We start from the raw sequence: 26322 nt of genomic DNA, 5'->3' as shown, positions 1-26322 counted from the left end.
CGAAGCGAGGGCCTGGCGGCAGTTTCGGGGAAAGTGCTGCCTCGTCAGGTGGCGAGGCAGCACTTTCCCCGATGTTGTAGGGATGGTCCGGGTCATCCGAAGGCGGCGTCGAGGATGTCCATGGCACGGGACAGGTCCTCGTCGGAGATGACCAACGGGGGCAGGAAACGCAGCACGTTGCCGTAGGTGCCGCAGGTCAGGATGAGCAGGCCGGCGGCGTGGCAGGCCGCCGAGACCGCTGCCGTGGCGACCGGGTCGGGGGTCAGGGTGCCCGGCTGCACGATCTCCACGGCGAGCATCGCGCCGCGACCGCGTACCTCGGCGATCGTCGGATCCCGTTCGGCGATCGCCCGCAGCCGGGCACCCAGTACGGCCTCGATCCGCCGGGCCGCACCCGCCAGGTCCAGCTCGTGCATGGTGTCGATCGAGGCCAGGGCGGCGGCGCAGGCGATCGGGTTGCCCCCGTAGGTGCCGCCCAGCCCGCCGACGTGCACCGCGTCCATCAGCTCCGCCCGGCCGGTCACCGCGGCCAGCGGCAACCCACCGGCGATGCCCTTGGCCAGGGTGATCAGATCCGGCTCGACCCCTTCGTGCTGGCAGGCGAACCAGTCGCCGGTGCGGCAGAAGCCGGTCTGGATCTCGTCGGCGATGAAGACCACCCCGGCCGCCGTCGCCCACTCGCGCAACGCCGGTAGGAAACCCGCCGCCGGTACGACGAAACCCCCCTCGCCCTGGATCGGCTCGATCAGCAGCGCGGCCACGTTCTCCGCGCCGACCTGCTTCTCCACCAACTCGATCGCGCGGGCCGCGGCGGTGGCGCCGTCCAGACCACCGTCGCGCAGGGGGTACGACATCGGCACCCGGTAGATCTCCCCGGCGAAGGGCCCGAACCGGTGCTTGTACGGCATGTTCTTCGCGGTCAACGCCATGGTCAGGTTGGTCCGGCCGTGGTATGCGTGGTCGAAGACCACCACCGCCGGTCGACCGGTGGCGTGGCGGGCGATCTTGACGGCGTTCTCCACCGCCTCGGCACCGGAGTTGAACAACGCCGAACGCTTCTCGAAGCCGCCCGGGGTCAGCTCGTTGAGCTGCTCGCAGACCGCCACGTACGACTCGTACGGCGCGACCATGAAGCAGGTGTGGGTGAAGCGCTCGACCTGGGCGCGCACCGCCTCGACCACCTTGGGGGCGCTGTTGCCCACGTTGGTGACCGCGATGCCGGCGGCGAAGTCGATCCACTGGCGGCCCTCGACATCGGTGAGGGTGCCGCCGGAGGCGGTGTCGACATAGGAGGCGATGACGCTGCCGACACCTCGCGCGACGGCCGAACCCCGCCGCTTGTGCAGCTCCGCTGAAGAGGTCATGAGATGGCTGTGCCTTCTTTCGTTCGCGACTGCGGGGCTCGCAACCCCGGCTCACTCCTCGCGCTCACGGGGGCCTTCTTTCGTTCGCGACTGCGGGGCTCGCAACCCCGGCTCACTCCTCGCGCTCACTAGCCCTCGATGTTGTGCATGACGTGCTTGATCCGGGTGTAGTCCTCCAGGCTGTAGATCGAGAGATCCTTGCCGTGCCCGGAGTGCTTGAACCCGCCGTGCGGCATCTCGGAGATGAACGGGATGTGGGTGTTCACCCAGACACAGCCGAAGTCGAGTCGGCGGGTCATCCGCATCGCCCGGCCGTGGTCACGGGTCCAGACCGAGGCGGACAGGCCGTAGTCGACCCCGTTGGCCCAGCGCACCGCCTCGTCCTCGTCGGAGAACCGCTGCACCGTGATGACCGGGCCGAAGACCTCCTGCTGAATGATCTCGTCGGCCTGCTGCAGGCCGGAGACGACCGTGGGGGCGTAGAAGAAGCCGCGCTCGCCCACCTGGGAACCGCCGGTCTGCAGGTTCGCGTGGTCCGGCAGCCGGTCCACGAAGCCGCGTACCCGGGCCAGTTGGTTGGCGTTGTTCAGCGGGCCGTAGAGCACGTCCTCCTCGTCCGGCAGGCCGGTCCTGGTGTTGCGGGCCTGCTCGGTGAGGGCGGCGACGAAGTCCTCGTGGACCCCGGGGGCGGTCAGCACCCGGGTGGCGGCGGTGCAGTCCTGGCCGGCGTTGAAGTAGCCACCCATCGCGATCGCCTCGGCCGCTGCCGCGATGTCCGCGTCGTCGAAGATCACCACCGGGGCCTTGCCGCCCAGTTCCAGGTGGGTGCGCTTGAGGTCGGGCGCGGCGGCGGCGGCGACCTCCATGCCGGCCCGGGTGGACCCGGTGATCGACACCAGTTGCGGGGTGGGGTGCGCGACCAGGGCCCGGCCGGTGTCCCGGTCACCACAGACCACGTTGAACACCCCCGGCGGCAGGACCTCGGCGGCGATCTCGGCCAGCAGCAGGGTCGACACCGGGGTGGTGTCCGAGGGCTTCAGCACCACGGTGTTCCCGGCCGCCAACGCGGGCGCGATCTTCCAGACCGCCATCATCAACGGGTAGTTCCAGGGGGTGACCTGGGCGCAGACCCCGATCGGCTCGCGCCGCACGTAGGAGGTGTGCCCGGCCATGTACTCACCGGCCGAGCGGCCCTCCAGCAGCCGGGCGGCACCGGCGAAGAACCGGAACTCGTCCACCGCGGGCGGCAACTCCTCATCCGCGGTGAGCTGTCGGGGCTTGCCGGTGTTGCGGACCTCGGCGTCGACCAGGTCGGCGGCCCGGGCCTCTACCGCGTCGGCGAGCTTGAGCAGGGCCTTCTGCCGCTCCGCCGGAGTGCTGTCCCGCCAACTGTCGAAGGCGGTGGCGGCGGCCCGCATCGCCGCGTCGACATCGGCGGCCCCGGAGACCGGGGCCTGGGCGAAGACCTCCCCGGTGCAGGGGTCGATCAGGTCGGCATAGCCACCGTCGACCGGCTCGACGTACTCGCCGTTGACGAAGTTGCGCAGCTTCTGCTGGTCACTCATGACAGGATCACTCCGAAGGGGTCCGGGGGCGCGCTGCGGCGGTTATCGCAACCTTCGTGCCATCTTGGCTACTGAATTCGCGGCAGACAAGGGTCAAGGCGACCGTTTCCGTCGGCCTGTCTCTGGATTAGGCTGCGGAACGTGGAGCTCACACCGTTCTTCGTCGCCGGTCGACCCAGCCACGGCACTGAGGAGGTGACCCTCCACCACCCGTACGACGGGCGCCCGGTGGGGCGTACCACCCTCGCCACCGCCGACCAGGTCGAGGCGGCCGTGGCGGCGGCGGCCGAGGTGGCGGCGACGGCCGCCGCGCTGCCCGCGTACGCCCGGGCGGCGGCCCTGGACCACGTCTCACGCCGACTGGCCGAACGGGCCGGGGAGATCGCCGACCTGATCACCGCCGAGAACGGCAAGCCGGTCAAGTGGGCCCGGGCCGAGGTGGGTCGGGCGGTCTCCACCTTCCGCTGGGCGGCCGAGGAGGCCCGGCGCTACACCGGGGAACTGCAACGACTCGACACCGACCCGGCCGCCACCGGCCGCATCGCCCTGGTCCGGCGGGTGCCCAAGGGGCCGGTGCTGGGTATCACCCCGTTCAACTTCCCGCTGAACCTGGTGGCCCACAAGGTGGCTCCGGCCATCGCGGTCGGCGCACCCATCGTCGTCAAGCCGGCCCCGGCCACCCCGCTTACGGCGCTGCTGCTCGGCGAGATCCTGGCCGAGACCGAACTACCCGCCGGAATGGTCTCCGTGCTGCCGCTGCCCAACGAACGCGCCGCCGACCTGGTCACCGACCCTCGGCTGCCGGTCGTGTCGTTCACCGGCTCCGGGCCGGTCGGCGCCACCATCCGCCGGTCCGCACCAGACAAGCATGTGACATTGGAACTGGGCGGCAACGCGGCGGCGTTGATCTGCGAAGACTTCGCCGGCGACGAGGACCTGACCTTCGCGGCCCAGCGGATCGCCACCTTCTCCAACTACCAGGCCGGTCAGTCCTGCATCGCGGTGCAGCGGGTGTACGTGCACGAGTGGCTCTACGACGGCTTCCTGCCCCGCCTGGTGGCGGCCGTACGGGAGTTGCGCACCGGCGACCCCGGCGACCCGCTGACCGACGTCGGCCCGCTGATCTCCGTCGAGGCCGCCCGCCGAGTCGAGGCCTGGGTGGAGGAGGCCGTAGCGGCCGGGGCCACCATCGAAACGGGTGGCCAGCGGGACGGGGCGACCTACCCGCCCACCATCCTCAGTGGAGTGCCGGACGACGCGAAGGTGTGCGCCGAGGAGGTGTTCGGTCCGGTGCTCGTGGTGGCCCGGGTCGAGAACGACGCTGCCGGGTTCGCCGCCGTCAACGATTCGGCGTACGGCCTGCAGGCCGGGGTCTTCACCCGCCGCCTGGATGTCGCCTTCGCGGCGGCCCGCACCCTCGAGGTCGGCGGGGTGATCGTCGGAGACGTCCCCTCGTACCGCGCCGACCAGATGCCGTACGGGGGCGTGAAGGGCAGCGGCGTCGGTCGGGAGGGCCTGCGCAGCGCCATGGACGACTACACCGACCCCCGCGTCACCGTCCTCACCGGCCTGGCGCTGTAAGGAAGGGCACCTTCTTAACGTATGCGGTAGAGGAAGGGCCCCTTGTTAACGCCGAGAGGGATCACCAACTGCCGTCGTCGCGTACCCGGGCGGGGGCGCGACCGAGTAGCAGGGTGACGAGCGCCTGGTCGATGTCCGCGCCGAGGAACCATTCGCCGGCCTGATCGAGGGCGAAGATCCGACCGTGCTCATCGACCGCGATGATGCTGTGCTGGTTCTCCGTACCGATCGGGAACAACCGGGCCCCGATCACCGCCGCGAAATCGGCGAGGGTGTCGGCGGTGTGCGCGACCTGCCGAGGTCGGATGTCGAAACGAGAGATCCAGACTTGCTCCCCTGGCCCGAGTCGAGCTCCGACGAGACTCGGAAATGCGGTCAGGGTCCGCATCGCGGCTGGGAACATGGCGTGTTCATGGGTCCGGCTACGCACTGCTCTGACATCTTGGACGGCTGATGCCGCCACGACCTCGTCGCCGAAGTGAGGGCGCCAGCAGGCGGCGACAAGAGCGTTGGTCACATCTGGCGAGAAACGGCCGGGCTCCGGGTCCACTGCGGGCTCCGGGTACCACGGTGACGTCCAGCCTCGCTCGGACCAGGGGAGGAGGTTGAAGTGGACGAGCATGTCGATACACGAGTCGCAGGGGCGTTCGGCGGGCCCGCCGTGCGGGTCGCCCGGCTCACGGATGCGGAAGACCTCGAAACGGGCGGAAGCCAGCAGGTCTCGTGCGTCATCCAGGGTCAACGGGGCGAGGCCGTCCGCGGCGCGGCGGTGGTCGTACTCGTGCAGGACGTCGGAGACGACGACGAGTTCGGCGTGCCGGTCGCCGCCGCGGACCAGGTGCCCCGCGGGTAGCTGGTCGAGGTAGGCCCGGACCAGCCGATGGTGGTTGAGCTGCACATCGCCCTTGACACCGTGGGCGATGAAGACCCGGCCCTCGATGGTCAGATGTGCCGCCGTCGTCGGCGTGGGCAGCCGATGGATCTCCCGCAGCACCTGGCTGGCCGGATCGACCGTACGGGGCGCCGGTGGCCCGGTGGGTCGACTGCGGCGAAAGAGCTGCTCCACCGTCTCCGGCGGAACCCGGGGCCAGGTGGTCACCTCGCCGGTCTCCTTGTCGACCACAGTGGTCGGCAGGTCGCCGGGCATCGCTCTGACCTCGGTGGACACCGTCGAGGTGATGACGTATCCGAGGTCGAATTCGGTGACCATGGGCCGGCACTCGTGACCCAGACGCTGGGAGTCGCGGCGGGCCCAGGCCGCCGCGATCTGCTCAGCCTGCTCGCGGTCAATCACAACCGTGAACCTACCGGACAACGCGAATCCGTGGCAGCCGGTATGGTTCGGCTTACCTACGGTGACGAGAGGGATGGCGTTGACCGACAGCGCGAACCGTGATGCCAACCGTGCCCTCCGGGCCCGTTTCGACGAGGTGTACGGGCAGTACCAGCAGCTCCGGTCCGGTTTGGACGAACTCCAGACCAGGCTCGCGCAGTTGCGGGTGACTCAGCGCTCCGACGACGGTCAGGTGACCGCGACAGTGGGTGCCCAGGGGGAGCTGATCTCGGTGGAGTTGAGCCCTGCGGTCTATCGCGACCAGGATCCCAAGGCGCTGAGTGCGAAGATCACCGCTACGGTCCGTCGGGCCGCCGCCGCGGCGACCACGGCCACCCAGGATCTCGTGAGCAGCTACCTGCCGGCCCGGTCCGGGACGGCAGACTTCCTGCGTACCGGTGATTTCGACACCCTGCTCGGCCGGGCCGACGCGGTGTTGCGGCGGAGCGAATGATGGCGGGGCAGCTCTGGCTCGACCCGTCACGGGCCCGGCGCGGCGGGGCGGACCTGACCCGGGCGGGCGAGGCGGTGACCGGTCGACACACCGAAGCCGGGGCCGCGATATCGGCGGCCAGCGCCCGGCGTCCCTGGGGCCGTGACGACATCGGCACCGCCTTCGAGCGGCAGTACCGCGGCTACGAGGACATGGTGCTGCGGGTCTGGGCGGGGGTGGGGCGGCGACTGACCGACCTGGGCGCCGACGTGGTCCACTCGGTCGAGGCCAACCAGCAGACCGACACCGCCAACGCCGCCCGGTTCAACCGGATCTCCGACCCGCACCCCCGGTCCTGAACCGGGCCGGGAGACCTCCGATGACGGTGTTACCCAGCCCCATCCCGCACCCGTTGAGTTACTCCCCGTGGGACCTGCCCGGTTGGATCTACGAGGCCCTCGACTGGGTGGTCGGCATGGAATGGCCGGAGGGCGACGAGCGCGCCGTCTGGGATCTGGCCGACAAGTGGTACGCCGTGGCTGCCTCCCTCGCCGGGCCACAGACGGACGCGAGCACGGCGGCCGGCGAGGTGCATCAGGGTTACGGCGGGGTCGGCGCGGTCGCGGCGGCCTTCGGCGACGCCTGGCGGCGGGTGGCCGACGGCGAGCAGGCCCCGTTGCCGGTGCTGCTCGCGGTCAGTCACGACCTCGGGCGAGTGGTGGAGGAGTGCGGGTGCGACATCGAGGCAGCCAAGCTCGAAGTCTGGATCGAGCTGGGCATCCTGGTGGTCGAGTTGCTGGTCTTGGCCGTGGCGGCGGTGCTCACCGCCGGGGCGGCCTCCCCGGCCGCCGCCGGGGTGATCGCCGCGACCCGGTTCCTGGTCCAGCAGATCTTCCGGCGCCTACTGGCCCAACTGGCGCGTAAGTCCCTCAAGCCGGGCCTCAAGGAGGTCGGCGAGCGGGCGGCGAAGCAGGTGACCACGAGCGGTGCCCGCAGCCTGACCCGCCACCTGGCCAAGGAGGGGGCGACGGAGGCGGCGCAGGAGGCCGGGATCAACCTGGCCACCCAGGCGTACCAGCAGAGCACCGGCCGTCGGCACGAACTGAACGTCTCCGACCTGGGTGCCGACGCCCTCGGCGGCCTGGCCGGTGGTGCGGCGGCTCCGCTGGCCGGTCTGGGCCGACACGCCACCGGGCGGGGCGCGCGGATGGTCGAACACCTGGGGCGGGAGATGACCGGCGAGGTGATCGCCGACCAGGCCGCCAGCCTCGCCACCGGGCAAGGGCTGACCTCGCTGGAGGACGCCGCCCGGGCGGCCGTCTCGGGGGCCCGTGGCTCGGTCACCGGCCAGGCTGACCACGCCTTGCAGGCCCGCCTGGACGGGCAGTTGGCAGCGCTGTCCGGCTCGCCCCTGCTGCCGCCGGCGATGCCCGGACCGACTACCCCGGGGGTGCCGCAGGGCGGCGGTGCCTCGATGCCTCCGTCGCCGGTGACGGAGGGCATGATCCCGGCCCAGCGGCCCCCGACCGAACCGTTCTTCACCGGGCCGACGGACTCGACCACCCTGGCTGGCACGCCTGCCTCGCCCTCGTCGGCTGGCGACCTGGGCTCGCTCTCGTCGGCTGGCACCTCTGGGTCGCTCTTGTCGGCCGGGACCCCTGGCTCGCTTTCGTCGGCTGGGGAGGGTGGCTCGGGCCGGGTCGAGGCCGTCGACTCGCGGCAGGGCAGCGTGGACCGGCTGGTCGCGGGCAGCCCGGACCGGCTGGTCGCGGGTGGCGAGCCGCCGAATCCTGTCGACCTGGATGCCGCAACGAATCGGCTGACCGAAACGGCCCATTCTGTCCCGCCGAGCCGCGAGGCATCTGTGGGGGAGCGGCACCGTTCGGCCGAGGAAGCGGGCCCGGCTGCGGCCGATGTCCGGCCAGTCGCCGGGTCCGGTGGGCCAGCGGTCGAACCGGGTCCGGCCTTGTCGACGGTCGGTCCGCAGTCGGTCGTGTCGATGCCTCCTCCAGCCGTCCTCACCGGTCTGGAAGGGTCGGGAACGGGCGGTAGCCCGGTCTCGACCGGCCCGGTGAGTCAGTCGGGGACTACCGGCAGTCCGCCTGCGGCGAGCGTGTCGACAGCTACCGGACCGGCTGTGGGCCCGGTGCCGGGTACCCCGGCGGTGGCCAGGCCGGAGACAGGCCCCACCATCGGCGTACCCGGGCGAGCGGAGCCGCCACCCGGACCGCCCCGCTCCACCCTGGTCGACGCGCTCGCCCCGGCCTCTCGGGCGACCAACCCTGCGGAGCGCGCCACCCCGCCGACCCGGCCGCCGGGGCCCGACGATCGGGGACCTGACCGGTTCGCTGCCGAGCGGGAGGCCCTCGAACGACGCCGCTACCAGGGCTACTTTGAGGCGCAGCGGGCGCAACACGAGGAAGCCCGCCGGTCCCGTGAGATTTCTCGACTGCGAGTTCAGGCAGACGAGCACCACCAGCGGGCCAGTGACTTCGCCGCGTATGCACGCCAGTTGCACCACGCAGGCCACCGTGACGCCTCAGCGGGCTGGCAGCGGGCTGCTAATGCGGAGGCCCGGGCGTACGGGCGGTGTCTGGATCTGGCGGATGCGGTGGCCTCGGGTGCGGTCGTGCCCGACGTGGTGGACGTCGAGCGGCCGGAGGACTTCCACCGGATCAACGACGACGTCGGTGAGTTGGCCCCGGGTGCGATCGGCACCGGCGACCGTTCCGCCCTGACCGGCGACGACCACCCGCCGCCGATCGACCGATCCCGCCGGTACGGCCAGCCGGGCGGGCTCCGCCCGCCACTGGCCCTGCACCAGTTGGATGTGGAGCAGCGGGTGCCCCGGGACGAGGCCGGCAAGGTGGTGCGGACTCCCGATCCCCGGGTCGGGGACTGGTTCGGGTTGATGAACGACGGCGGGCCGCGCGCGGATCCGACCCGGGGCATCAACTGCCTGGACTGCACCCTGTCCCTCTACGACACCTGGGTGCACGGCCGCCCCCGGGTCTCCGCGCCCCGTACCTTCGACGCGTACCAGGCCGGTGACGTGACTCGGCCGCTGCACGGTGAGCAGGACGGCACCGGGCGGGTCGAGGATGTCACCGGGGGTCGCTTCCAGCGGCTCTGTGACGGCACCGCGACCACTCCGGCCGAACTGCAACGGGCGCTGGACGCCGGATACCGCAATCTGCGTGACCAACTGGTGCTGGGGGGCCACGGCAGTTTCGCCTTCGTGGTCAACCATCTGGAGCAGGGCGGTTCGCACATCTGGGTGGCCGTTAACCAGAACGGCACCGTGCTCTACCTGGATCCGCAGGTCGGGCTGGTCAGCGACCAGCCGCTGTACCGGCATCACGGGGCCGCGTACCCGTTCAACGCCATCGACGCGGACGTGCTGGTGCTCGACGGCGGGGCCCGGCCGATGCCGTTGGCGGGGTTGCGTCGGGGCATCTACAGCCAGCGACCGGATCTGCCCGCCTACCCGCCCGCCGAGGAGTTCCAGGGGTACGGGGAGCCGTACCTCAACCGGGTGCACCTGCTGGGGGAGAGCAGCTGACGCACCCGGACCGGGTGGGCCGGTGAGGGTCCGAGAAGGTGAGTGACCCAGGCCGGCGATCGGCGCAGGCCAGGGGTGCCGCGTCGACCTGGTCAGTGGCGGGTCGCACATGCGGGCTGCTCGATGACGAGCCGAGGGAGGGCACCGGTAGTAGCCTGACCGGCGATTCCCCGACCGGGGGAGGAACGGTGGGAAGCTCATGTCGGTACCTCGCCGCGTGCTGCGGCTCGCGACGGTCTGCCTGGTCCTCGGCGGGCTGGTGACCCTGGGTGGCGCACCGGCGTACGCCGACGAGGACCGGGTGCGGGTGCGCTCGGCCGGCAGCTTCGCCGCTGGCCGAACGGCTCAGGAGGTCCGGCTGGAGGTACGCAAACGTACCGAGGGCTGTGTCCGGGTACGGGGTGCGCTGGGGCTGAGTCTGCCCGGGGTGCGACCTGAGCAGGTCGCCGTCCAGGCCCAGGTGGACCGCCGGTGGGTGACCGTGCCGGTCTCCGGCGCCGAAGGGCTGGTGACCACCGCGCCGGTCGCCCCGGCCAAGGACGAACTCTGCAAACGCAAGGGTGCGGCGATCCGGTACCGGGTCGCCTTCGGTGCCGATGCTCCCAGCGGGCGGCTGATCGTTACCGGTGAGGCGGTCACGGCCCGGGGGGTCGTGCTGGGTCGGGCGGTGGCGGAGTCGCGGGTGACCGGCGGCCGGGCAGCCCCGTCGCCGTCGCCGTCCCGGTCGCCGTCGCCCAGCCCCACTCCGGACGAGGTCGGTGTGGAGACTCCGCCGGTGGCCACCTCGACGGTGGCTCTGGCGGCGGAGCCCGCCGGTGACCTGGGCCAGACGGCCGGGCAGTCCGGTGGTGTCCCGCCTGTGATGTATGCCGGGGTTGCGATGGTCGCCGCCGGGGGCCTGATCATCGGTCTGCTGGTGTACCGCTCGCGCAAGGATCGGCGAGAGCGTGGCGAGCAGGTCGAGCGTCCGCCGGGTAATCCGGGCGGCACGACCTACCGTTCCAGCCGTTCTCCCGCCCCGAGGTCCGCCGGCCCGCGGGTGGTGCCCCCGGCCGCGCCACCCGGTCAGGTGTACGGCACCGGTAGGCCCCCGGCCCCCCGGGTGTACGGGGCCCCGCCGGCCGCCCGTGGCACCGGGGGCCTGTACGGAGCCGGTTCCGCCGATCAGACCCGGGCCATGCCGACCGGGGCTCCCGAGGGGCGGGCCGCCGATCCCCGGTCGTCCGCTCAGCCCGGCCCCGGGGTGCCGTCGCCACGCCAGGACCCCCTGCCGCCTGCGGCGACGGGTGAGGAGCCGGGGCAGGGCGGTGGGCTGTCCGGCTGAGCCGGGGCGGGGACCTTCCCTCCGATACGCTCAGGTTTGTCGAGGAACTGAAGTCGAGGAGTGGAACCGGTGTCTGATCTGTCCCAGATCGTCAAGGCGTACGACGTCCGTGGGACGGTGCCGCAACAGTGGGACGAGGCGGTAGCCGCCGCCTTGGGCTCGGCCTTCGCGCAGATGCTCGACGCCACCGGCGCGGCGGGCAAGGCCGTGCTGATCGGGCATGACATGCGTGCCTCCGGCCCCGGCCTGGCGGAGGCCTTCGCCACCGGGGTACGCGCCGAGGGGCACCCGGTCATCGAGATCGGGCTCGCCTCGACCGACATGATCTACTACGCCTCCGGTGCGCTGGACCTGCCCGGGGCGATGTTCACCGCCAGCCACAACCCGGCGCAGTACAACGGCATCAAGATGTGCCACGCGGGTGCCCGTCCGGTCGGTCAGGACAGCGGGCTGGCCGAGATCCGGGAGCGGGCCCAGGCCCTGCTGGACAAGGGCGAGCCGGTCGGTGAGCCGACCGCGCCGGTGCACCGGCGGGATCTGCTGGCCGACTACGCGGCGCATCTGCGTACCTTGGTGGACCTGTCCGCCATCCGGCCGCTGACCGTGGTGGTGGACGCGGGCAACGGCATGGCCGGGCACACCGTGCCCAGCGTGCTCGGTGACGCCGCCCTGGCGGCTCTGCCGTTGCGGATCGTGCCGATGTACTTCGAGTTGGACGGCACCTTCCCCAACCACGAGGCCAATCCCCTGGACCCGGCCAACCTGGTCGATCTGCAACGCGCGGTGGTGGCCCACGGTGCGGACATCGGCCTGGCCTTCGACGGGGACGCGGACCGTTGCTTCGTCATCGACGAGCGGGGCGAGCCGGTCTCGCCGTCGGCGATCACCGCCCTGGTGGCGGCCCGGGAGTTGGCCAAGCACCCCGGCTCGACGGTCATCCACAACCTGATCACCTCGCAGGCGGTGCCGGAGATCATCCGGGAGCATGGTGGCACCCCGATGGTGGCCCGGGTGGGGCACTCCTTCATCAAGGCGGAGATGGCCCGTACCAACGCGGTCTTCGGGGGTGAGCACTCCGCCCACTACTACTTCCGGGACTTCTGGTTCGCCGACACCGGCATGTTGGCCGCGATGCACACCCTGGCCGCTCTCGGGGAGCAGCCGCAGCCGCTGTCCGAGTTGGCCGCCGAGTACGAGCGGTACGTGGCCTCCGGCGAGATCAACTCGACCGTGGCGGACCAGGCGGCCAAGGTCGCCGAGGTGCGGGCCGCCTACCCGGAGGCCGAGGCCGACGAGCTGGACGGACTCACCCTGCGCTTCCCGGACGGGGCGTGGTTCAACCTGCGTGCCTCGAACACGGAGCCGTTGCTGCGGCTCAATGTCGAGGCCCCCACGGTGCAGCGGATGACCTCGCTGCGCGACGACGTACTCGACCGGGTGCGCCGTTAAGATCGCTCGCGCCGTTCGGTGCCGCCGATCGGTGAAACCGCATACGTGGAAGGAGCCGCGCCGTGGCCCTCGACCCGCAGTTGCTGGAAATCCTCGCCTGCCCGGACACCCACCATGCCCCGCTGGACTATGACGCGCAGGCGCAGACCTTGACCTGCACGGAGTGCGGCCGGATCTTCGAGGTTCGTGACGACGTACCGGTGCTGCTGCTGGACGAGGCGCGCGGCCCCGCGGAGCAGTCATGATCGACGGGACGGCCGGGGTCAGCGGCCACCGCCACGCCGACGAACAACTGCTCGACGACCCCAAGGCCCTGGCCGAACGGGATCCGGGCGGCATGTTGCGGCACACCGCCTCGGCCGGCGCCCAGGTACGCGAGTCCGCCGCGCTGGCCGCCGAGGCCAATCTGTCCGTGCTGGCCGATGACGGTCGTCCCCGGGCGGTGGTGATCGCCGGCATCGGTACCGCCGGGCGTACCGGTGACGTGTTGGCCACGGTCGCCGGGCCGCGCTGTCCGGTGCCGGTCATCGCGCACCGCAGCGCGGGGGTGCCGGGCTGGGTGGGTGCCGCCGACGTGGTGATCGCGGTCAGCGCCTCCGGCCGCAGTCCGGAAGCCCTCGGTGCCGCCGAGGCGGCGCATCGGCGGGGGGCCCGGCTGGTGGCCGTGGGCCCGGCCGACTCCCAGTTGCAGTCGACGGCCGAGCGGGCCCGTGCCCCGTTCATCCCGGTGCCTCGCCGGGCCCCGGCCCGGGCCAGCCTCTGGGCCCTGACCGTGCCGGTGCTGCTGGCGGCCCGGGCCCTGGGCCTGGTGAAGGTCAACGAGGCGGATCTGGCCGAGACGGCGGCCCGGCTGGACGCCGACGCCGACCGCTGCCGGCCCACCGCGGAGTCCTTCGTCAACCCGGCGAAGTCTCTGGCCCTCGGCCTGGCCGGGTCGATCCCGATCGTGTGGGGCTCCTCGCCGCTGGCCTCGGTGGCGGCTCGCCGGTTCGGCGACACCCTCTCCGCCAACGCCCGCTATCCGGTGGTCACCGGGGCCCTCGGTGAGGCCGGTCGGGGTCGGGTCGGTCTGCTCGACGGTGTGTTCGGCGGTCTGGCCGAGGGGGAGCGGGACATCTTCGCCGATCCGGAGGAGTCCACCGGCGAGGGCACCCGGTTGCGGCTGGTGCTGCTGCGCGACGGCGGCCTGAACCCCGAGGACGACGCCGACGAGCCCCTGGCGGTCGAGGAGCGACGCGCCGACGCGGTGCAGACCCTGGCCGAGCGGCGGGGCGTACGGTGCGATGTGGTGACCGCCGAGGGTGGTTCGGCGTTGGAGCGGCTGGCCTCCCTGGTGGCGGTACCGGACTTCGCCTCGATCTATCTGGCGTTGGCACACCGGCTGGATCCGATGGCGGTGCCGGCGATCACGGAGATGAAGGAGCTGGCCAACCAGTGACCGGCGGAGCGGGGGCATGAGCGCCGAGGGCGGCACCAAGGCGATCGTCGCGGCCTTGCTGGCCAACCTCGGCATCGCGGTGACGAAGTTCGTGGCGTACCTGCTGACGATGTCGTCGTCGATGCTGGCGGAGTCGATCCACTCGGTGGCCGACACCGGAAACCAGGCCCTGCTGCTGCTCGGTGGCAAGCGGGCCCGGCGTGCCCCCACCCCGCAACACCCCTTCGGCTACGGCCGGGAGCGTTACGTCTACGCCTTCATCGTCGCGATCGTGCTGTTCAGCCTGGGCGGGGTCTTCGCGCTGTACGAGGCCTGGCACAAGTGGTCCGATCCACACGGGATCACCAGCTGGCAGTGGGTGCCGGTGGCCGTGCTGCTGGTGGCGATCGTGTTGGAGTCCTTCTCCTTCCGTACCGCGATCCGGGAGTCCAACCTGGTCCGGGGCCGGGAGTCCTGGACCAGGTTCATCCGCCGGTCCAAGGCTCCCGAGTTGCCGGTGGTGCTGTTGGAGGACTTCGGTGCCCTGGTCGGTCTGATCTTCGCCCTGCTGGGGGTGGGGATGACCCTGGCCACCGGCGACGGTCGGTGGGACGCGGCCGGCACCGCGATGATCGGTCTGCTGCTGGTCACGATCGCGGTCGTGCTGGCCCTGGAGACCAAGAGTCTGCTGCTCGGGGAGGGCGCCGAACCGGCGGAGATCTCGGCCATCGAGCGGGCGATAGTCGGCGGGCCGGAGGTGGAGCGGATCATCCACATGAAGACCCTCTACCTCGGCCCGGAGGAACTGATGGTGGCCGCGAAGATCGCGGTGCCGCGTTGGGAGACCGCCGAGGATCTGGCGCGGGACATCGACGCGGTGGAGGCACGGATCCGGGCGGCCGTGCCGGTCGCCCGGGTGATCTATCTGGAACCGGACATCTACCGGGTGAAGACCGGGCCGGCGGAGGCTTCCGGTCGATCGGGGAGCTGACCGGTGGAACTGCTGTACGGGCCGATCAAGGCCTACGCGTGGGGGTCCCGCTGCGCGCTCGCCGAGTTGCAGGGGCGTCCGGTGCCCAGCGAGGGCCCGGAGGCCGAACTGTGGCTGGGGGCGCACCCGGGTGCACCGGCCGCTGTGGAACGTGCCGGTGAGCGGGTGGCCCTGACCGAGGTGCTCGCCGCCGACCCCGCCGGCTGGCTGGGTGAGGGGGTCCTCGACCGGTTCGGCGCCCGGTTGCCCTTCCTGCTGAAGGTGCTGGCCGCGGCGGCTCCGCTGAGCCTGCAGGCCCATCCGGACGCGGAGCAGGCCCGGGCGGGCTACGCCGCGGACGGTGCCCGGGCCGACGGGCACCGCAACTATGTGGACCCCTTCCACAAGCCGGAGCTGCTGGTGGCGCTCGGGCCGATGGAGGCGCTGTGCGGCTTCCGGGATCCGGCGATCTCGGCCGAGGTGCTGGCCGGCCTGGGGGTACCGGAGCTGAAGCCGGTGCTGGACGCGCTGGACGCCGGTGTGGCCGGGCTGGCCGAGGCCGTGCGCCTGCTGCTGACCTGGCCGTCGGCGCAGCGTGCCGGGCTGGTGGCGGCGGTGCGGGCGGCGGCGGTGGCCGGGCCGGACGCGGATCTGGTCGAGCTGTTGGCCGAGGCCTACCCGGCCGATCCGGGGGTGGTGGTGGCCCTGCTGCTCAACCGGGTGCGGTTGGCCCCGGGGGAGGCCATCTGGATGCCGGCCGGAAATCTGCACGCCTACCTGCGCGGTACCGGGGTGGAGGTGATGGCGGCCAGCGACAACGTGTTGCGGGGCGGGCTGACCCCCAAGCCGGTGGACGTGGCCGAACTGCTCCGGGTGCTTCGTTTCGAGGTGCTGGACCAGCCCGTGGTGGCCCCCCGACCGGTCGGGGAGGGGGTGGTGACCTGGCCGGTGCAGGTGCCGGACTTCGCGTTGCACCGGGTGCGGGTGAACGACCGGCGGCCGGAGGTCACTCTGGCGGTGCCGGGGCCCTGGGTGGTGTTGTGCACCTCCGGGCAGGTCACCGCCGCCGACCTCGTCGATACGGTGACCCTTGACGCCGGTGGGGCCGCGGTGGGCGCGGCGGCCGGTCGGGTCCTCACCCTCAGTGGTGTGGGTGAGGTGTACGTAGCCTCGCCCGGCCCCTGCTGACCTGGCAGCTCAAGGCGGAGAGTCCGGCCGACACGAGTCCGACTTTTCCGAAATAGCTTGACTCGGCTTCTGCGTAGTGTGACTCTATGAGTGCGCAGCGTTATCGCGACGAAGGTCCGAGAACGCGCGGGGGAACCAAACCGGGGGGATGTGCGGGGCGGCTGGGGGCGGACGGTGAAACGTTCGTCACTGGCCGCCCCGTGCGCTGTTCGTCATCACGGCAGCCGTCGGCGGGCAGTCGCGCGTAAAGTGAGAGACCGCGCTGCAATCGTCCGACAGGAGCATTTATGACCAGCACCCTCCCGGCGTCCGCCATCGGAACGTCGTCCGAGGTACGGCCGCGCACCCTCGCCGAAGGCGACTACCGGGTGGCGGATCTGTCGCTCGCCGAGTTCGGGCGCAAGGAGATCCGCCTCGCGGAGCACGAGATGCCCGGCCTGATGGCGATCCGTCGCGAGTTCGCCGAGGCGCAGCCTCTGGCGGGGGCGCGGATCACCGGGTCGCTGCACATGACGATTCAGACCGCCGTCCTGATCGAGACCCTGGTCGCGCTCGGCGCCGAGGTCCGCTGGGCCTCCTGCAACATCTTCTCCACCCAGGACCACGCCGCCGCCGCGGTCGTCGTCGGTCCGGAGGGCACCCCCGAGGCCCCCTCCGGAGTGCCGGTGTACGCCTGGAAGGGCGAGAGCCTGGAGGAGTACTGGTGGTGCACCGAGCAGGTGCTGACCTGGCCGGAGCCCTCGGCCGACGGTTCCGTCGTGGGTCCGAACATGATCCTCGACGACGGCGGTGACGCAACCCTGCTGGTGCACAAGGGTGCCGAGTTCGAGAAGACCGGTGCCGTACCCCCGGTGGAGTCCGCCGACTCGGAGGAGTTCGCGGTCATCCTCGGCGTGCTGCACCGCTCGCTGGCCGAGGACAACCAGCGGTGGACCCGGATCGCCGCCGGCATCAAGGGCGTCACCGAGGAGACCACCACCGGTGTGCACCGGCTCTACGAGATGCACCGGGCCGGCACCCTGCTCTTCCCGGCGATCAACGTCAACGACTCGGTCACCAAGAGCAAGTTCGACAACAAGTACGGCTGCCGGCACTCGCTCATCGACGGCATCAACCGGGCCACCGACGTGCTGATCGGCGGCAAGATGGCGGTCGTGCTCGGCTACGGCGACGTGGGCAAGGGCTGCGCCGAGTCGCTGCGTGGCCAGGGCGCCCGGGTCGTGGTGACCGAGGTCGACCCGATCTGCGCCCTCCAGGCCGCGATGGACGGATACCAGGTAGCCACCCTCGAAGACGTGGTCGAGATCGCGGACATCTTCATCACCGCTACCGGCTGCTTCGACGTGATCACCAACGAGCACATGGCCCGGATGAAGCACCAGGCCATCGTCGGCAACATCGGTCACTTCGACAACGAGATCGACATGGCCGGTCTGGCCAAGCGCTCGGACGTCACCCGGGAGAACATCAAGCCGCAGGTCGACCTCTGGAAGTTCGACGACGGCCACGCGATCATCGTGCTCTCCGAGGGGCGTCTGCTGAACCTGGGCAACGCCACCGGGCACCCGAGCTTCGTGATGTCGAACTCGTTCGCCAACCAGACCATCGCCCAGATCGAGCTGTTCACCAAGACCGAGGAGTACCCGATCGGGGTCTACGTGCTGCCGAAGCACCTGGACGAGAAGGTCGCCCGGCTGCACCTGGCCGCCCTGGGTGCCAAGCTCTCGACTCTGACCAAGGAGCAGGCCGCCTACCTCGGCGTCGCCGTCGAGGGCCCCTTCAAGCCGGATCACTACCGCTACTGATCGCCTGTCGAACCGGGTCGACCCCCTGGGTTCGGCCCGGTTCGCCATGTCCGGGCCAGGAAGGCGGGGGTCAGTGGGGGCGACCGCGACGGCTGGGGCGGACCCAGGTCCACACGCAGTAGATCAGCCAGCCCACGGAGACCAGGGCCGCCAGGGTGCGCAGCCGCAGCGCGCTGAGCAGCAGCACCACCGCCAGTACCGCCAGCCACGGCCCGAAACCCCTCACCACTGCCTCCCCGGTCTGCCCTCGACACCGGCGGCGTCGTTTCGCCCGTTCAGTGTCCGGCATCGCGGTCGGCCCCAACCTGGCGGCCCGGTGCTGCGGGGCGTACCCCGACCGGTGGGGGTGACATGCCCGGGGCGGACTCGACCGGCGTCGGGGCCCGAGTGGCCGGAGGGATCGGCACGGGGAGCGGGTCGGCCGTCGGCGAGCCGAGCTGCGGCCACAGCGCGGCGGTCAGGCCCCGTTCAGCGGCCAGCCGGTGGCGGGCCCGCCGGTGCCGCTCGTACAGGACGGCGGCCAGATAGACCGGCTCCGGCAGCCCCGGTGGTGGTGCCGGGGTGATCCGCGCGGAGACCTCCCGCCACAACTGCCGGGCCAGGTCGCTGCGGGCCGGCTCGGCGAACTGGTGACCTCGGGTCAGATACTGCCGGACGGCCAGGGCCAGATCCGGCTCCAGCCGGCTCAGATCCAGGGTGCTCGCCCAGCCGACCAGCACCGGCACGGGTGACGGCACCGGGCGCCACCTGGCCGCGGTCCGGGTGTGCACGACCAGGGTGCCGGCCACCAGGTCACCCAGCCGCCGCCCCCGGGGGTCGGTGAGCATCACCGTGGTACCGGCCACCCAGGACAGCAGCGGCAGCACCAGGCCCGGCCACTCGACGGCCACCCCGACCAGGGCCCGGGTCAGCGACTGCCGTAGCCCCACCGGGGCGCCGTCCAGGCTCACCACCCGCAGCCCGACCGCCGCCTTGCCCGGGGTGCGCCCGTCGTTGAGCCGTTCGAAGCCCACCGGGTAGCCGACCAGCAGCAGCACGACCCCGAGGGTGAACAGGGCCCGTTCCAGGGCCGTGTCCACCATGCCGTACGGCAGGGTGAACACGGCGATCACGGCGAGCACCAGGGCGAACACCAACTGGAGCAGTACGTCGATCAGCAGCGCGAGCACCCGGGAGCCGATCCGGGCGGCCCGTACGTCCAACCCGACTGCCTCACCGCTGACCAGACCGGCGTCACCCCAGGCCGAGGCGGTGCCCCCTGCTGCTGCGCTCACCCGGACAGTGAACACTATGATCGCGCGGACGGGGGTGGCTGGCGGTGGATCTCGACGCGTACGTCGCGGAGCATGGCGGAGAGTGGCGCCGACTGAGCCAGCTCTGCGGCCGGCGGCGGCTGGACCCCACCGAGGTCGACGAGTTGGTGGCGCTCTACCAGCGGGCCAGTACCCACCTGTCGGTGCTGCGCAGCCGCTCTCCCGACCCGGCCCTGCTGGGCGAGCTCTCCCAGGTGGTGCTCCGGGCCCGCGCCCGGCTGACCGGTCGACCCCGGCCCTCCTGGACGGCGGTGGGGGAGTTCCTGCTGGCAGGCTTCCCCGGGGCGGTGTGGCGGGCGGCCCCCTGGTGGTGCGCGGTGGCCACGGTCTTCACCCTGCTCACCTTCACCCTCATCGGTTTCGTCGCGGACAACCCGGAGACGGCGGCGGCCTTCATCGGTGAGGAGGAGGCCGCTCATCTCGTGGAGTCCGGGTTCGCCGGCTACTACACGGAGTTCTCCGCCCCGACCTTCGCCTTCCACCTCTGGACCCACAACGCCTGGCTGGCGGCGCAGTGCCTGGCCGCCGGGGTGCTCATCGTGCCGGTGGCCTACCTGTTGTGGCAGAACGTGGTGAACATCGGGGTGGTCGGTGGGGTGATGGTCTCCTACGATCGGGCGGACGTCTTCTTCGGCCTGATCACCCCGCACGGCCTGCTTGAGCTGACCGGCGTGTTCGTGGCCGCCGGGGTGGGGCTGCGGGTCGGCTGGGCCTGGATCGCCCCGCCGGAGCAGTTGACCCGGGGGCAGGCGGTGGCCCGAGCCGGACGTGACGCCATCCTGGTGGCCCTGGGTCTGGTCGGGTTGTTCGCGGTCTCCGCGGTGATCGAGGCCTTCCTCACCCCCGCGGCCCTGCCGGTGGCCGTACGAGTCGGTCTCGGCGCCGCCGTGTGGCTGGCCTTCCTGGCCTATGTGGTCCTGCTGGGCTCCCGGGCCAGAGCCGAGCCCGACACCTGACCCGCTGCCGCTCAGACGCTCAGAGTCGGCCGGTGGCCTTGAGGGTCAGGTAGGCGTCGGCCAGGGCGGGAGCCAGCCTGGGGGCGGCGACATCGACGACAGTCACCCCGTAGCGGGCCAGCGCAGCCGTCAGGCGGTCACGTTCGGCGAGGGTACGCCAGGCCGCTGCGGCGGCGTAGGCGTCGCGGGGGTGGCGGGGCGGGGTCTCGGTGAGCTGGGCCAGCACCGGGTCCTGGGAGGTCGCCACCAGCACCCGGTGCCGGGCGGCCAGCCGGGGCAGCACCGGCAGCAGCCCCGCGCCGAGGGCACCGGGCTCCAGGGCGGTCAGCAACACCACCAGGCTGCGCGGCCGGTGGCGGCGCAGCAGTTCCCCGGCGATCAGCTGGAAGTCGGTCTCCACCAGGGCCGGTTGCAAGGGGGCCAGGGCATGGGCCAGCCGGGGCCACTGGGCCGGCCGCTCGGCCCCGACGACCGAGGCCCGCAGCACGGCATCGGCGGCCAGCACGTCCACCCGGTCCCCGGCCCGCGCCGCCAGGGCCGTCAGCAGCAGGGCGGCGTCGATCGAGGTGTCCAGGCGGGGTTCGTCCCCCAGGCGTACGGCGGCGGTACGGCCGGTGTCCAGCACGCACACCAGTCGCCGGTCCCGTTCCGGCCGCCAGGTGCGCACCAACACCTCGGCTCGTCGGGCGCTGGCCCGCCAGTCGATGGACCGCACATCGTCACCGGGCACGTACTCGTGCAGGGTGTCGAACTCGGTGCCCGCCCCACGGCCCTGGCCGACCTGGGTCCCGTCGAGCACCCGCAGCCGGGACAGCTTCTCGGGCAGGTGTCGGCGGGACTCGAAGCGGGGCAGTACCCGCAGAGTCCAGGGTGGCGTCGGGGGTAGGCCGGTGCGCTGCCGGAAGGCCAGTCCCAGGGGTCCCAGGGACCGGACCGTCAGGGCCACCGCCGCCCGGTCCCCGCGACGGGTAGGGGTCAGCCGGCTGGGCAGGGCCGCAGTGTCCCCCGGGGGCACCTGCACCATCTGCTCCGGGGGCACCTCCGGTAGGGCTCCGGCCGAGGGCACCCAGGCATCGCGGACCTGGGCGTGCAGGGTCCGGCCGGAGCGGTTGTGCAGGTGCAGGGTGACCGTGGCGGTCTCACCGAGCCGGACACTCCGGTCGCCGTCCCGTTCTACCGTGAGCCCCTTCAGGGGTGCGGCCAGCCTGAGGTCCAGGGCGCACAGCAGCAGGACCAGACCGGTCATCACCGCCACCCCGATGAAGGGCGCGGGCCAGGCGGGCAGGGTGAGCGCACCGGCCGCGAGCAGCGCCGCCGCCCGCCAGGTCATCGTGGTGTCGGCACGGTGGCCAGCACCGTGTCCAGTACGGCGTCCACCCCGACACCCTCCAGTTCCGCCTCCGGGCGTAGCCGCAGGCGGTGTCGCAGGGTGGGTCGGGCCATCACCTTCACGTCGTCGGGCACCACATGGTCGCGCCCGGCCAGCCAGGCCCACGCCTTGGCGGTGCCGAGCAGGGCTGTCGCGCCGCGTGGGGAGGCCCCCAGTTCCAGGGCGGGGGTGGTGCGGGTGGCCCGACACACATCGACGATGTAACCGAACAGCGGCTCGGCCACATGGACCCGGCCGACCGCCGCCCGGGCCACCGCCAGGTCGGTGGCGTCGGCCACCGGGCGTACCCCGGCGGCGGCCAGGTCCCGGGGGTCGAAGCCGGCGTGGTGGGCGCGCAGCACCCCCATCTCCTCCTCCCGGGCGGGCAGCGGCACGGTGAGCTTCAGCAGGAACCGGTCCAGCTGGGCCTCGGGCAGCGGGTAGGTGCCCTCGTACTCCACCGGGTTCTGGGTGGCCGCGACGATGAAGGGGTCGGGCAGCGCATGCTGCTCCCCCTCGATGGTGACCTGCCGTTCCTCCATCACCTCCAGCAGGGCCGACTGGGTCTTCGGGGGAGTCCGGTTGATCTCGTCGGCCAGCAGCAGGTTGGTGAAGACCGGCCCTTGCCGGAAGGTGAAGGCCGCGGTACGCGCGTCGAAGATGGTGGAGCCGGTGACGTCGCCCGGCATCAGGTCGGGGGTGAACTGGACCCGGCGGGTAGACAGATCCAGCGCCGCGCCGAGGGTCCGGACCAGGAGGGTCTTGGCCACCCCCGGCACCCCTTCCAGCAGTACGTGGCCGCGGCAGAGCAGGGCGACGATCAGCCCGGTGACCACGGCCTCCTGCCCGACGACCGCCTTGGCCACCTCGGTACGCAGTCGGTGCAGGGCGGCCCGGCTGGGGTCGGCGGCCAGGGGGTCGCTGAGGGTGGCGGGTCGGGTCACCGGGGGTCTCCTTCGGAGGATCGGGGCAGCGGGGGCCGAACGGTGGGCGGGTGTGGGCCGCGGGCCACCCGGTCCAGTTCGTCGGCCAGGGTCAGCAGTTCGCGGTCGGTCTCCGGGGTGTCGCCATCCAGCAGCTCACGAACGGTGTCCGGGGACTGCCCGGTCTCGGCCGCCACCACGGCGGCGGCCTCGGGGGAGTCGGCCGGCAGGTGCAGTCGGCGTCCCAGCCGGGCCTTGGCGGCGGCCCGGAGCACCTCGGCGCTGCTCTGCTGGGCCTTGGCCCGTTGATAGAGCCGGCCCCGCCCGTACACCGTCTCCGCCCCCGTGACGGCCACCGGCAGGGGTTCCGGGGTGGGCGGACCGAAGCGGCGGGCCCGGGCCGCGGCGACCAGCAGGGCGGCCAGCACCAGCTGTGCCAGCAGGGCCCAGAACCAGGGTGGGAAGGCGGACCAGAGGGGGTTGGGGGATTGTTCCCGGCCCGGTCCCCCCGAGCCGGAGGCGTTGCCCGGGGACGCCTCACCGGCGGGGCTCTGGGTGCTGCCTCCGGCACCCAGGTCCTCCTGATCGTCATCGGGTTCGCCGTAGAGGCTCTCCTCCGGTTCCGGCGGTGGTGAGGCCTGCACGGTACTGGGGGTGGGGGGTGCGGGGGCCGGCCCGTCCAGGTCCAGCCAGACCACCCGCCCGGTGGTGGCCAGCAGAGCGGTGGCGAAGAGTTCGTTGTCCCACTCGTCGATGCGGCTGTTGCGGAAGGGGTCGCTGGCCCCCACCACGACGCTCTCGGCGGAGCCGGGCAGCCGAGCCAGCCCGGCCGAGTAGCAGAGGTCCACTGAGCCGGGTGCCCCGGTGGGGGCGTACCGCTGCCGGGCCACCGCGGCCGTAGCGCCGGTGACCTCGGGCAGCGCGCAGGGGTCGGGGAGGTGGGGGTCGACGGCCCGTGCCGCCCACCGCCGGCCCGCCGGGCGCAGCGGCATCCCGGCGGCGTCCAGCACCCGCCGGGGTGGGTCGACCAGCACCAGCCGGGTGCGTTCCGGCAGCAGGTTCAGATAGTCGAGGGTCTGTGGGTGCAGCAGTTGCGGGGCCGGGATGAACAGGGTGGCCGGACCGGATCGGGTGGCCCGCAACGCCGTCAGGGTGTCGGTCTCCCGCCGCACCTCCACGCCCCGCCCGGCCAGGCTGGCGGCCAACCGGCTGCCCCCGTCCTCCCCGGTCGCCAGGGGGGACAGGAAGCCCGCCTCGTCCGGGTCCGGCTGGTCGACCGCGCGGGTGACCAGGGTGATGGTGATGATCAGCGTGCTCAGCAGCACCGGGATCAGGATGCGGTGACGCCGCCACCGGACCTTCGGGGTGTTCATCGGGCGGACTCTCCCTGGCCCTCGACCGGGCCGCCGCCGGCCGTGGCCGATGCCGCCGCAGGGCGGTCGGCCGATGGATCGGTCAGCAGGCGGCGCAGGGTCACGGCGTGCTCCCGCAACCGGTGGTCCTGCTCGGCCGTGGCGGGGCGTTGGGCGTACCAGACTCTGGTGAAGATGGTGGCGGCGGCGCTCAGCGGCGGGTCCAGCGATGGCCGGCGGGCGGTGGCCGCCGCGACGATCTCGGTGACCGTCATGCCGGGGCGAACCCGCACCACCTCGCGGTCGGACAGGGCGCGGACCATGCCGCGCAGCCGTTCCCGGATGGCCTCGTCGTAGCGTCCCTCCGCGGCCAACCGGTCGGCCAGGGTCAGATGCTGCCCCGGTGTTCCGGTGGGCTGCGGCAACGGCAGGTCGAGGGCGTCGTCCGTGTCGACCGGGGCCGGGCGCCGCGGCCGTCGCCTGAGTCGCCGACGGAGGCGGGGGAGCCGCCAGCGTGGTCGGGGGAGTCGGCGGGGCACCCAGGCGGGGTAGGTGTACCAGCCGACGCAGATCAGCGCCGTCACCAGCACCAGCAGCAACGCGACCAGCGGGAGCGGAATGTGATCACCGAGGGCGGCGGTGGTCTCGGTCCACCAGCGAGAGAAGCTCATCCCCGCACCGCCAGCAGGGTGGCCGGCGACGCCTCGACCGGTGCCCGGGAGAGGTGGATGTCCAGCCCTTCGGTGCGGATCCGGGTCTCCAGGTGCAGGACCGCGTCCAGGCAGGCCAGCGCGGCGTAGGCGACCGTGTTGACCAAGGCCCACAGCAGTACGGCCACGGGTACGGCCCACTCCGCCACGATCAGGTCCAGTGTGGTCAGTCCGGTGAACAGACCCCAGGCCAGGCCGACCCGCAGGATCCACCAGACGAGGTAGCCGAGCAGCCGCAGGCCGGCGGCGCGCCCCTCGACCCGCAGCGCCAGGGTGGCGGATCGGCCCGGCGCCCGCCCCGCCTTGATCCCGTCCAGGGCCAGTGCCGGGGCCATCGCCCCGAGTAGCGCGAAGGCGGCGAACCAGGTCGGGCCGAGCAGGGAGGCGACCAGCATCGTGACGCCGACGACCGGGCAGAGCAGCAGGGTGGCACCCCACCGGGCGTTGCCGGGCCGCAGCAGGTCCCGGGCCCCGATCGGGCGGCCGACCAGGGCGGCACCGGCTGCCCGGGCGGCCGGGTTGCCGAGCAGCATGATGATCATCGCCTCGGTCGCCGCGCCGACCGCCAGCAGGAACAGCATGGGGCCCGGACTGCCGAGGAAAGGTGCCCACCACAGCGGCGGGTGCACACCGACGGCGCTGCGCAGGGGCAGCAGCAGAAGTTGTTCGAGGAGGGCGAGCGCGGCGGCCATGGGAAGCAGGGCCCCGGCGTGGCCGCGGAGCAGCAGCACTGCGGAGTCGAGCAGTTCACCGACGGTGAGCGGTCGTCTGGGGAGTACGGCGATCGAGCCGGCGTAGGGCACGCGCACTCCTGTCGAAGGCGGGGGCGGTGGCGCGCGGGGACGCAGCCAGGGATCATGTTGACACGCGCGGGCCGGACGCGTGGAGCCCCGGCCGGTGGGGCGGCTCGTGCGACTGATGTACCGGCTGATGCGGGGCACGGCGTGGGTGTGGGCAGTAGCGTGCCGGGATGACGCCCGAACCCCCTGAGTTGGACGGGATGGAAACATTAACCCCATGAGAGCCCGGGTACTGGTGGTCGACGACGATCCTGCGCTCGCCGAGATGCTTGGCATCGTGCTGCGTAGCGAGGGATTCATGCCTTCCTTCGTGGCGGACGGGGAGCGCGCTCTGGCCGCATTCCGCGACAATCGTCCCGATATCGTGCTGCTGGACCTGATGCTGCCCGGCATGAGCGGCATCGACGTGGCGCGGGCGATTCGCGCCGAGTCCGGCGTACCGATCGTGATGCTGACCGCCAAGAGCGACACCGTGGATGTGGTGCTCGGCCTGGAGTCGGGCGCGGACGACTACGTGGTCAAGCCGTTCAAGCCCAAGGAACTGGTGGCCCGGATGCGGGCCCGGTTGCGCCGGGGCGAGGACGCGGCACCGGAACTGCTCACCATCGGTCCCCCCGGCAACCAGATCGCCATCGACGTGCCGGCGCACACCGTCAGCCGCAACGGCGAAGAGGTGAAGCTGACCCCGCTGGAGTTCGACCTGCTGGTGGCGCTGGCCCGCAAACCGCGTCAGGTCTTCACCCGGGAGGTCCTGCTGGAGCAGGTCTGGGGCTACCGGCACGCGGCCGACACCCGGCTGGTCAACGTGCACGTGCAGCGCCTACGGGCCAAGATCGAGCCGGATCCGGAGCGACCGGAAATCATCCTCACCGTGCGGGGCGTGGGCTACAAGGCGGGTACGGGATAGC

Annotated in this window: 23 protein-coding genes; 13 read left to right on the top strand and 10 right to left on the bottom strand. The window is 72.1% G+C overall.

Going from position 1 to position 26322, the window contains the following annotated elements:
- Positions 1–92 precede the first annotated feature (92 nt).
- Both gabT and ACGFIK_RS03715 read right to left on the bottom strand, forming a co-directional pair.
- Positions 93–1364, bottom strand: a complete 1272-nt coding sequence (gabT, locus tag ACGFIK_RS03720) for a 4-aminobutyrate--2-oxoglutarate transaminase (RefSeq protein ID WP_327022625.1) — start codon at positions 1362–1364, stop codon at positions 93–95.
- Positions 1365–1492: 128 nt separating this feature from the next.
- A complete protein-coding gene (locus ACGFIK_RS03715) occupies positions 1493–2929 on the bottom strand; it encodes a gamma-aminobutyraldehyde dehydrogenase (RefSeq protein ID WP_327022624.1) in 1437 nt (478 codons plus the stop codon).
- Between the two features lie 141 nt (positions 2930–3070).
- Here ACGFIK_RS03715 and ACGFIK_RS03710 point away from each other — a divergent pair, with 141 nt between their 5' ends.
- Positions 3071–4510, top strand: coding sequence for an aldehyde dehydrogenase family protein (locus tag ACGFIK_RS03710; RefSeq protein WP_393337508.1), 1440 nt, complete (start codon positions 3071–3073; stop codon positions 4508–4510).
- Positions 4511–4571: 61 nt separating this feature from the next.
- On the opposite strand, the gene ACGFIK_RS03705 is transcribed toward ACGFIK_RS03710, so the two are convergent.
- Positions 4572–5804 (bottom strand): SUKH-3 domain-containing protein, encoded by a 1233-nt coding sequence (locus ACGFIK_RS03705; protein ID WP_327022622.1) that lies wholly within the window; start codon positions 5802–5804, stop codon positions 4572–4574.
- A gap of 73 nt (positions 5805–5877) precedes the next feature.
- Here ACGFIK_RS03705 and ACGFIK_RS03700 point away from each other — a divergent pair, with 73 nt between their 5' ends.
- The 10 genes from ACGFIK_RS03700 to ahcY all read left to right on the top strand — a co-directional run bounded on the left by ACGFIK_RS03700 (position 5878) and on the right by ahcY (position 17991).
- On the top strand, positions 5878–6297 hold the full coding sequence (locus ACGFIK_RS03700) for a YbaB/EbfC family nucleoid-associated protein (protein WP_327022621.1): 420 nt from the start codon (positions 5878–5880) through the stop codon (positions 6295–6297).
- On the top strand, positions 6297–6635 hold the full coding sequence (locus tag ACGFIK_RS03695; RefSeq protein ID WP_327022620.1) for a hypothetical protein: 339 nt from the start codon (positions 6297–6299) through the stop codon (positions 6633–6635). Before ACGFIK_RS03700 ends, ACGFIK_RS03695 begins: the two co-directional genes overlap by 1 nt.
- 20 nt (positions 6636–6655) lie before the next feature.
- The gene (locus ACGFIK_RS03690; RefSeq protein WP_327022619.1) at positions 6656–9838 is read left to right on the top strand and encodes a toxin glutamine deamidase domain-containing protein; all 3183 of its coding nucleotides are present in this window, start codon (positions 6656–6658) and stop codon (positions 9836–9838) included.
- Positions 9839–10037: 199 nt separating this feature from the next.
- Positions 10038–11162 (top strand): hypothetical protein, encoded by a 1125-nt coding sequence (locus ACGFIK_RS03685; RefSeq protein ID WP_327022618.1) that lies wholly within the window; start codon positions 10038–10040, stop codon positions 11160–11162.
- A gap of 69 nt (positions 11163–11231) precedes the next feature.
- Entirely contained in the window at positions 11232–12611 is a 1380-nt protein-coding gene (locus tag ACGFIK_RS03680) for a phosphomannomutase/phosphoglucomutase (RefSeq protein WP_327022617.1), read from the top strand.
- Positions 12612–12673: 62 nt separating this feature from the next.
- The gene (locus ACGFIK_RS03675; protein WP_089001904.1) at positions 12674–12856 is read left to right on the top strand and encodes a Trm112 family protein; all 183 of its coding nucleotides are present in this window, start codon (positions 12674–12676) and stop codon (positions 12854–12856) included.
- Positions 12853–14049, top strand: a complete 1197-nt coding sequence (locus ACGFIK_RS03670; RefSeq protein ID WP_327022616.1) for an SIS domain-containing protein — start codon at positions 12853–12855, stop codon at positions 14047–14049. Before ACGFIK_RS03675 ends, ACGFIK_RS03670 begins: the two co-directional genes overlap by 4 nt.
- A 16-nt stretch (positions 14050–14065) precedes the next feature.
- Positions 14066–15019: a cation diffusion facilitator family transporter gene (locus ACGFIK_RS03665; RefSeq protein WP_327022615.1), complete on the top strand. Its 954-nt coding sequence runs from the start codon at positions 14066–14068 to the stop codon at positions 15017–15019.
- 3 nt (positions 15020–15022) lie between these two features.
- Positions 15023–16186, top strand: a complete 1164-nt coding sequence (gene manA / locus ACGFIK_RS03660) for a mannose-6-phosphate isomerase, class I (protein WP_327022614.1) — start codon at positions 15023–15025, stop codon at positions 16184–16186.
- A gap of 287 nt (positions 16187–16473) precedes the next feature.
- On the top strand, positions 16474–17991 hold the full coding sequence (ahcY, locus tag ACGFIK_RS03655; protein WP_327022613.1) for an adenosylhomocysteinase: 1518 nt from the start codon (positions 16474–16476) through the stop codon (positions 17989–17991).
- 70 nt (positions 17992–18061) lie between these two features.
- On the opposite strand, the gene ACGFIK_RS03650 is transcribed toward ahcY, so the two are convergent.
- Both ACGFIK_RS03650 and ACGFIK_RS03645 read right to left on the bottom strand, forming a co-directional pair.
- Positions 18062–18217, bottom strand: a complete 156-nt coding sequence (locus ACGFIK_RS03650; RefSeq protein ID WP_327022612.1) for a hypothetical protein — start codon at positions 18215–18217, stop codon at positions 18062–18064.
- Between the two features lie 49 nt (positions 18218–18266).
- On the bottom strand, positions 18267–19265 hold the full coding sequence (locus tag ACGFIK_RS03645; RefSeq protein ID WP_327022611.1) for an RDD family protein: 999 nt from the start codon (positions 19263–19265) through the stop codon (positions 18267–18269).
- 44 nt (positions 19266–19309) lie between these two features.
- Between ACGFIK_RS03645 and ACGFIK_RS03640 the strand changes: the two genes are divergently transcribed.
- The gene (locus ACGFIK_RS03640; protein ID WP_327022610.1) at positions 19310–20260 is read left to right on the top strand and encodes a stage II sporulation protein M; all 951 of its coding nucleotides are present in this window, start codon (positions 19310–19312) and stop codon (positions 20258–20260) included.
- A 19-nt stretch (positions 20261–20279) separates the two neighbouring features.
- Here the strand turns inward: ACGFIK_RS03640 and ACGFIK_RS03635 are convergent, their stop codons facing one another.
- Genes ACGFIK_RS03635 through ACGFIK_RS03615 form a run of 5 tightly spaced genes read right to left on the bottom strand, consistent with a single transcriptional unit; the run spans position 20280 to position 25417 of the window.
- The gene (locus ACGFIK_RS03635) at positions 20280–21590 is read right to left on the bottom strand and encodes a DUF58 domain-containing protein (RefSeq protein WP_327022609.1); all 1311 of its coding nucleotides are present in this window, start codon (positions 21588–21590) and stop codon (positions 20280–20282) included.
- A complete protein-coding gene (locus ACGFIK_RS03630; RefSeq protein WP_327022608.1) occupies positions 21587–22573 on the bottom strand; it encodes a MoxR family ATPase in 987 nt (328 codons plus the stop codon). The genes ACGFIK_RS03635 and ACGFIK_RS03630 overlap by 4 nt, the downstream gene beginning before the upstream one ends.
- Positions 22570–23925 (bottom strand): DUF4350 domain-containing protein, encoded by a 1356-nt coding sequence (locus ACGFIK_RS03625; RefSeq protein ID WP_327022607.1) that lies wholly within the window; start codon positions 23923–23925, stop codon positions 22570–22572. Before ACGFIK_RS03625 ends, ACGFIK_RS03630 begins: the two co-directional genes overlap by 4 nt.
- Positions 23922–24575: a DUF4129 domain-containing protein gene (locus ACGFIK_RS03620; protein ID WP_327022606.1), complete on the bottom strand. Its 654-nt coding sequence runs from the start codon at positions 24573–24575 to the stop codon at positions 23922–23924. The genes ACGFIK_RS03625 and ACGFIK_RS03620 overlap by 4 nt, the downstream gene beginning before the upstream one ends.
- The gene (locus tag ACGFIK_RS03615) at positions 24572–25417 is read right to left on the bottom strand and encodes a hypothetical protein (protein ID WP_327022605.1); all 846 of its coding nucleotides are present in this window, start codon (positions 25415–25417) and stop codon (positions 24572–24574) included. Before ACGFIK_RS03615 ends, ACGFIK_RS03620 begins: the two co-directional genes overlap by 4 nt.
- A gap of 214 nt (positions 25418–25631) precedes the next feature.
- Between ACGFIK_RS03615 and mtrA the strand changes: the two genes are divergently transcribed.
- The gene (mtrA, locus tag ACGFIK_RS03610) at positions 25632–26321 is read left to right on the top strand and encodes an MtrAB system response regulator MtrA (protein ID WP_013731734.1); all 690 of its coding nucleotides are present in this window, start codon (positions 25632–25634) and stop codon (positions 26319–26321) included.
- The last annotated feature ends 1 nt before the right edge of the window (position 26322 follow it).

The sequence above is a fragment of the Micromonospora sp. NPDC048871 genome, assembly GCF_043198155.1.
In the GTDB taxonomy this organism is placed as follows: Bacteria; Actinomycetota; Actinomycetes; order Mycobacteriales; family Micromonosporaceae; genus Micromonospora.
The sequence above is the reverse complement of the archived record's forward strand: the minus strand, read 5'-3'. Positions and strand labels throughout refer to the sequence as shown.

Bases quoted from the DNA above. Each gene is read 5' to 3' on its own strand.
- gabT (WP_327022625.1), bottom strand. From the start codon at position 1,364: ATGACCTCTTCAGCGGAGCTGCACAAGCGGCGGGGTTCGGCCGTCGCG.
- ACGFIK_RS03715 (WP_327022624.1), bottom strand. From the start codon at position 2,929: ATGAGTGACCAGCAGAAGCTGCGCAACTTCGTCAACGGCGAGTACGTC.
- ACGFIK_RS03700 (WP_327022621.1), top strand. From the start codon at position 5,878: ATGGCGTTGACCGACAGCGCGAACCGTGATGCCAACCGTGCCCTCCGG.
- ACGFIK_RS03695 (WP_327022620.1), top strand. From the start codon at position 6,297: ATGGCGGGGCAGCTCTGGCTCGACCCGTCACGGGCCCGGCGCGGCGGG.
- ACGFIK_RS03690 (WP_327022619.1), top strand. From the start codon at position 6,656: ATGACGGTGTTACCCAGCCCCATCCCGCACCCGTTGAGTTACTCCCCG.
- ACGFIK_RS03685 (WP_327022618.1), top strand. From the start codon at position 10,038: ATGTCGGTACCTCGCCGCGTGCTGCGGCTCGCGACGGTCTGCCTGGTC.
- ACGFIK_RS03670 (WP_327022616.1), top strand. From the start codon at position 12,853: ATGATCGACGGGACGGCCGGGGTCAGCGGCCACCGCCACGCCGACGAA.
- ACGFIK_RS03665 (WP_327022615.1), top strand. From the start codon at position 14,066: ATGAGCGCCGAGGGCGGCACCAAGGCGATCGTCGCGGCCTTGCTGGCC.
- ahcY (WP_327022613.1), top strand. From the start codon at position 16,474: ATGACCAGCACCCTCCCGGCGTCCGCCATCGGAACGTCGTCCGAGGTA.
- ACGFIK_RS03635 (WP_327022609.1), bottom strand. From the start codon at position 21,590: ATGACCTGGCGGGCGGCGGCGCTGCTCGCGGCCGGTGCGCTCACCCTG.
- ACGFIK_RS03625 (WP_327022607.1), bottom strand. From the start codon at position 23,925: ATGAACACCCCGAAGGTCCGGTGGCGGCGTCACCGCATCCTGATCCCG.
- ACGFIK_RS03620 (WP_327022606.1), bottom strand. From the start codon at position 24,575: ATGAGCTTCTCTCGCTGGTGGACCGAGACCACCGCCGCCCTCGGTGAT.
- mtrA (WP_013731734.1), top strand. From the start codon at position 25,632: ATGAGAGCCCGGGTACTGGTGGTCGACGACGATCCTGCGCTCGCCGAG.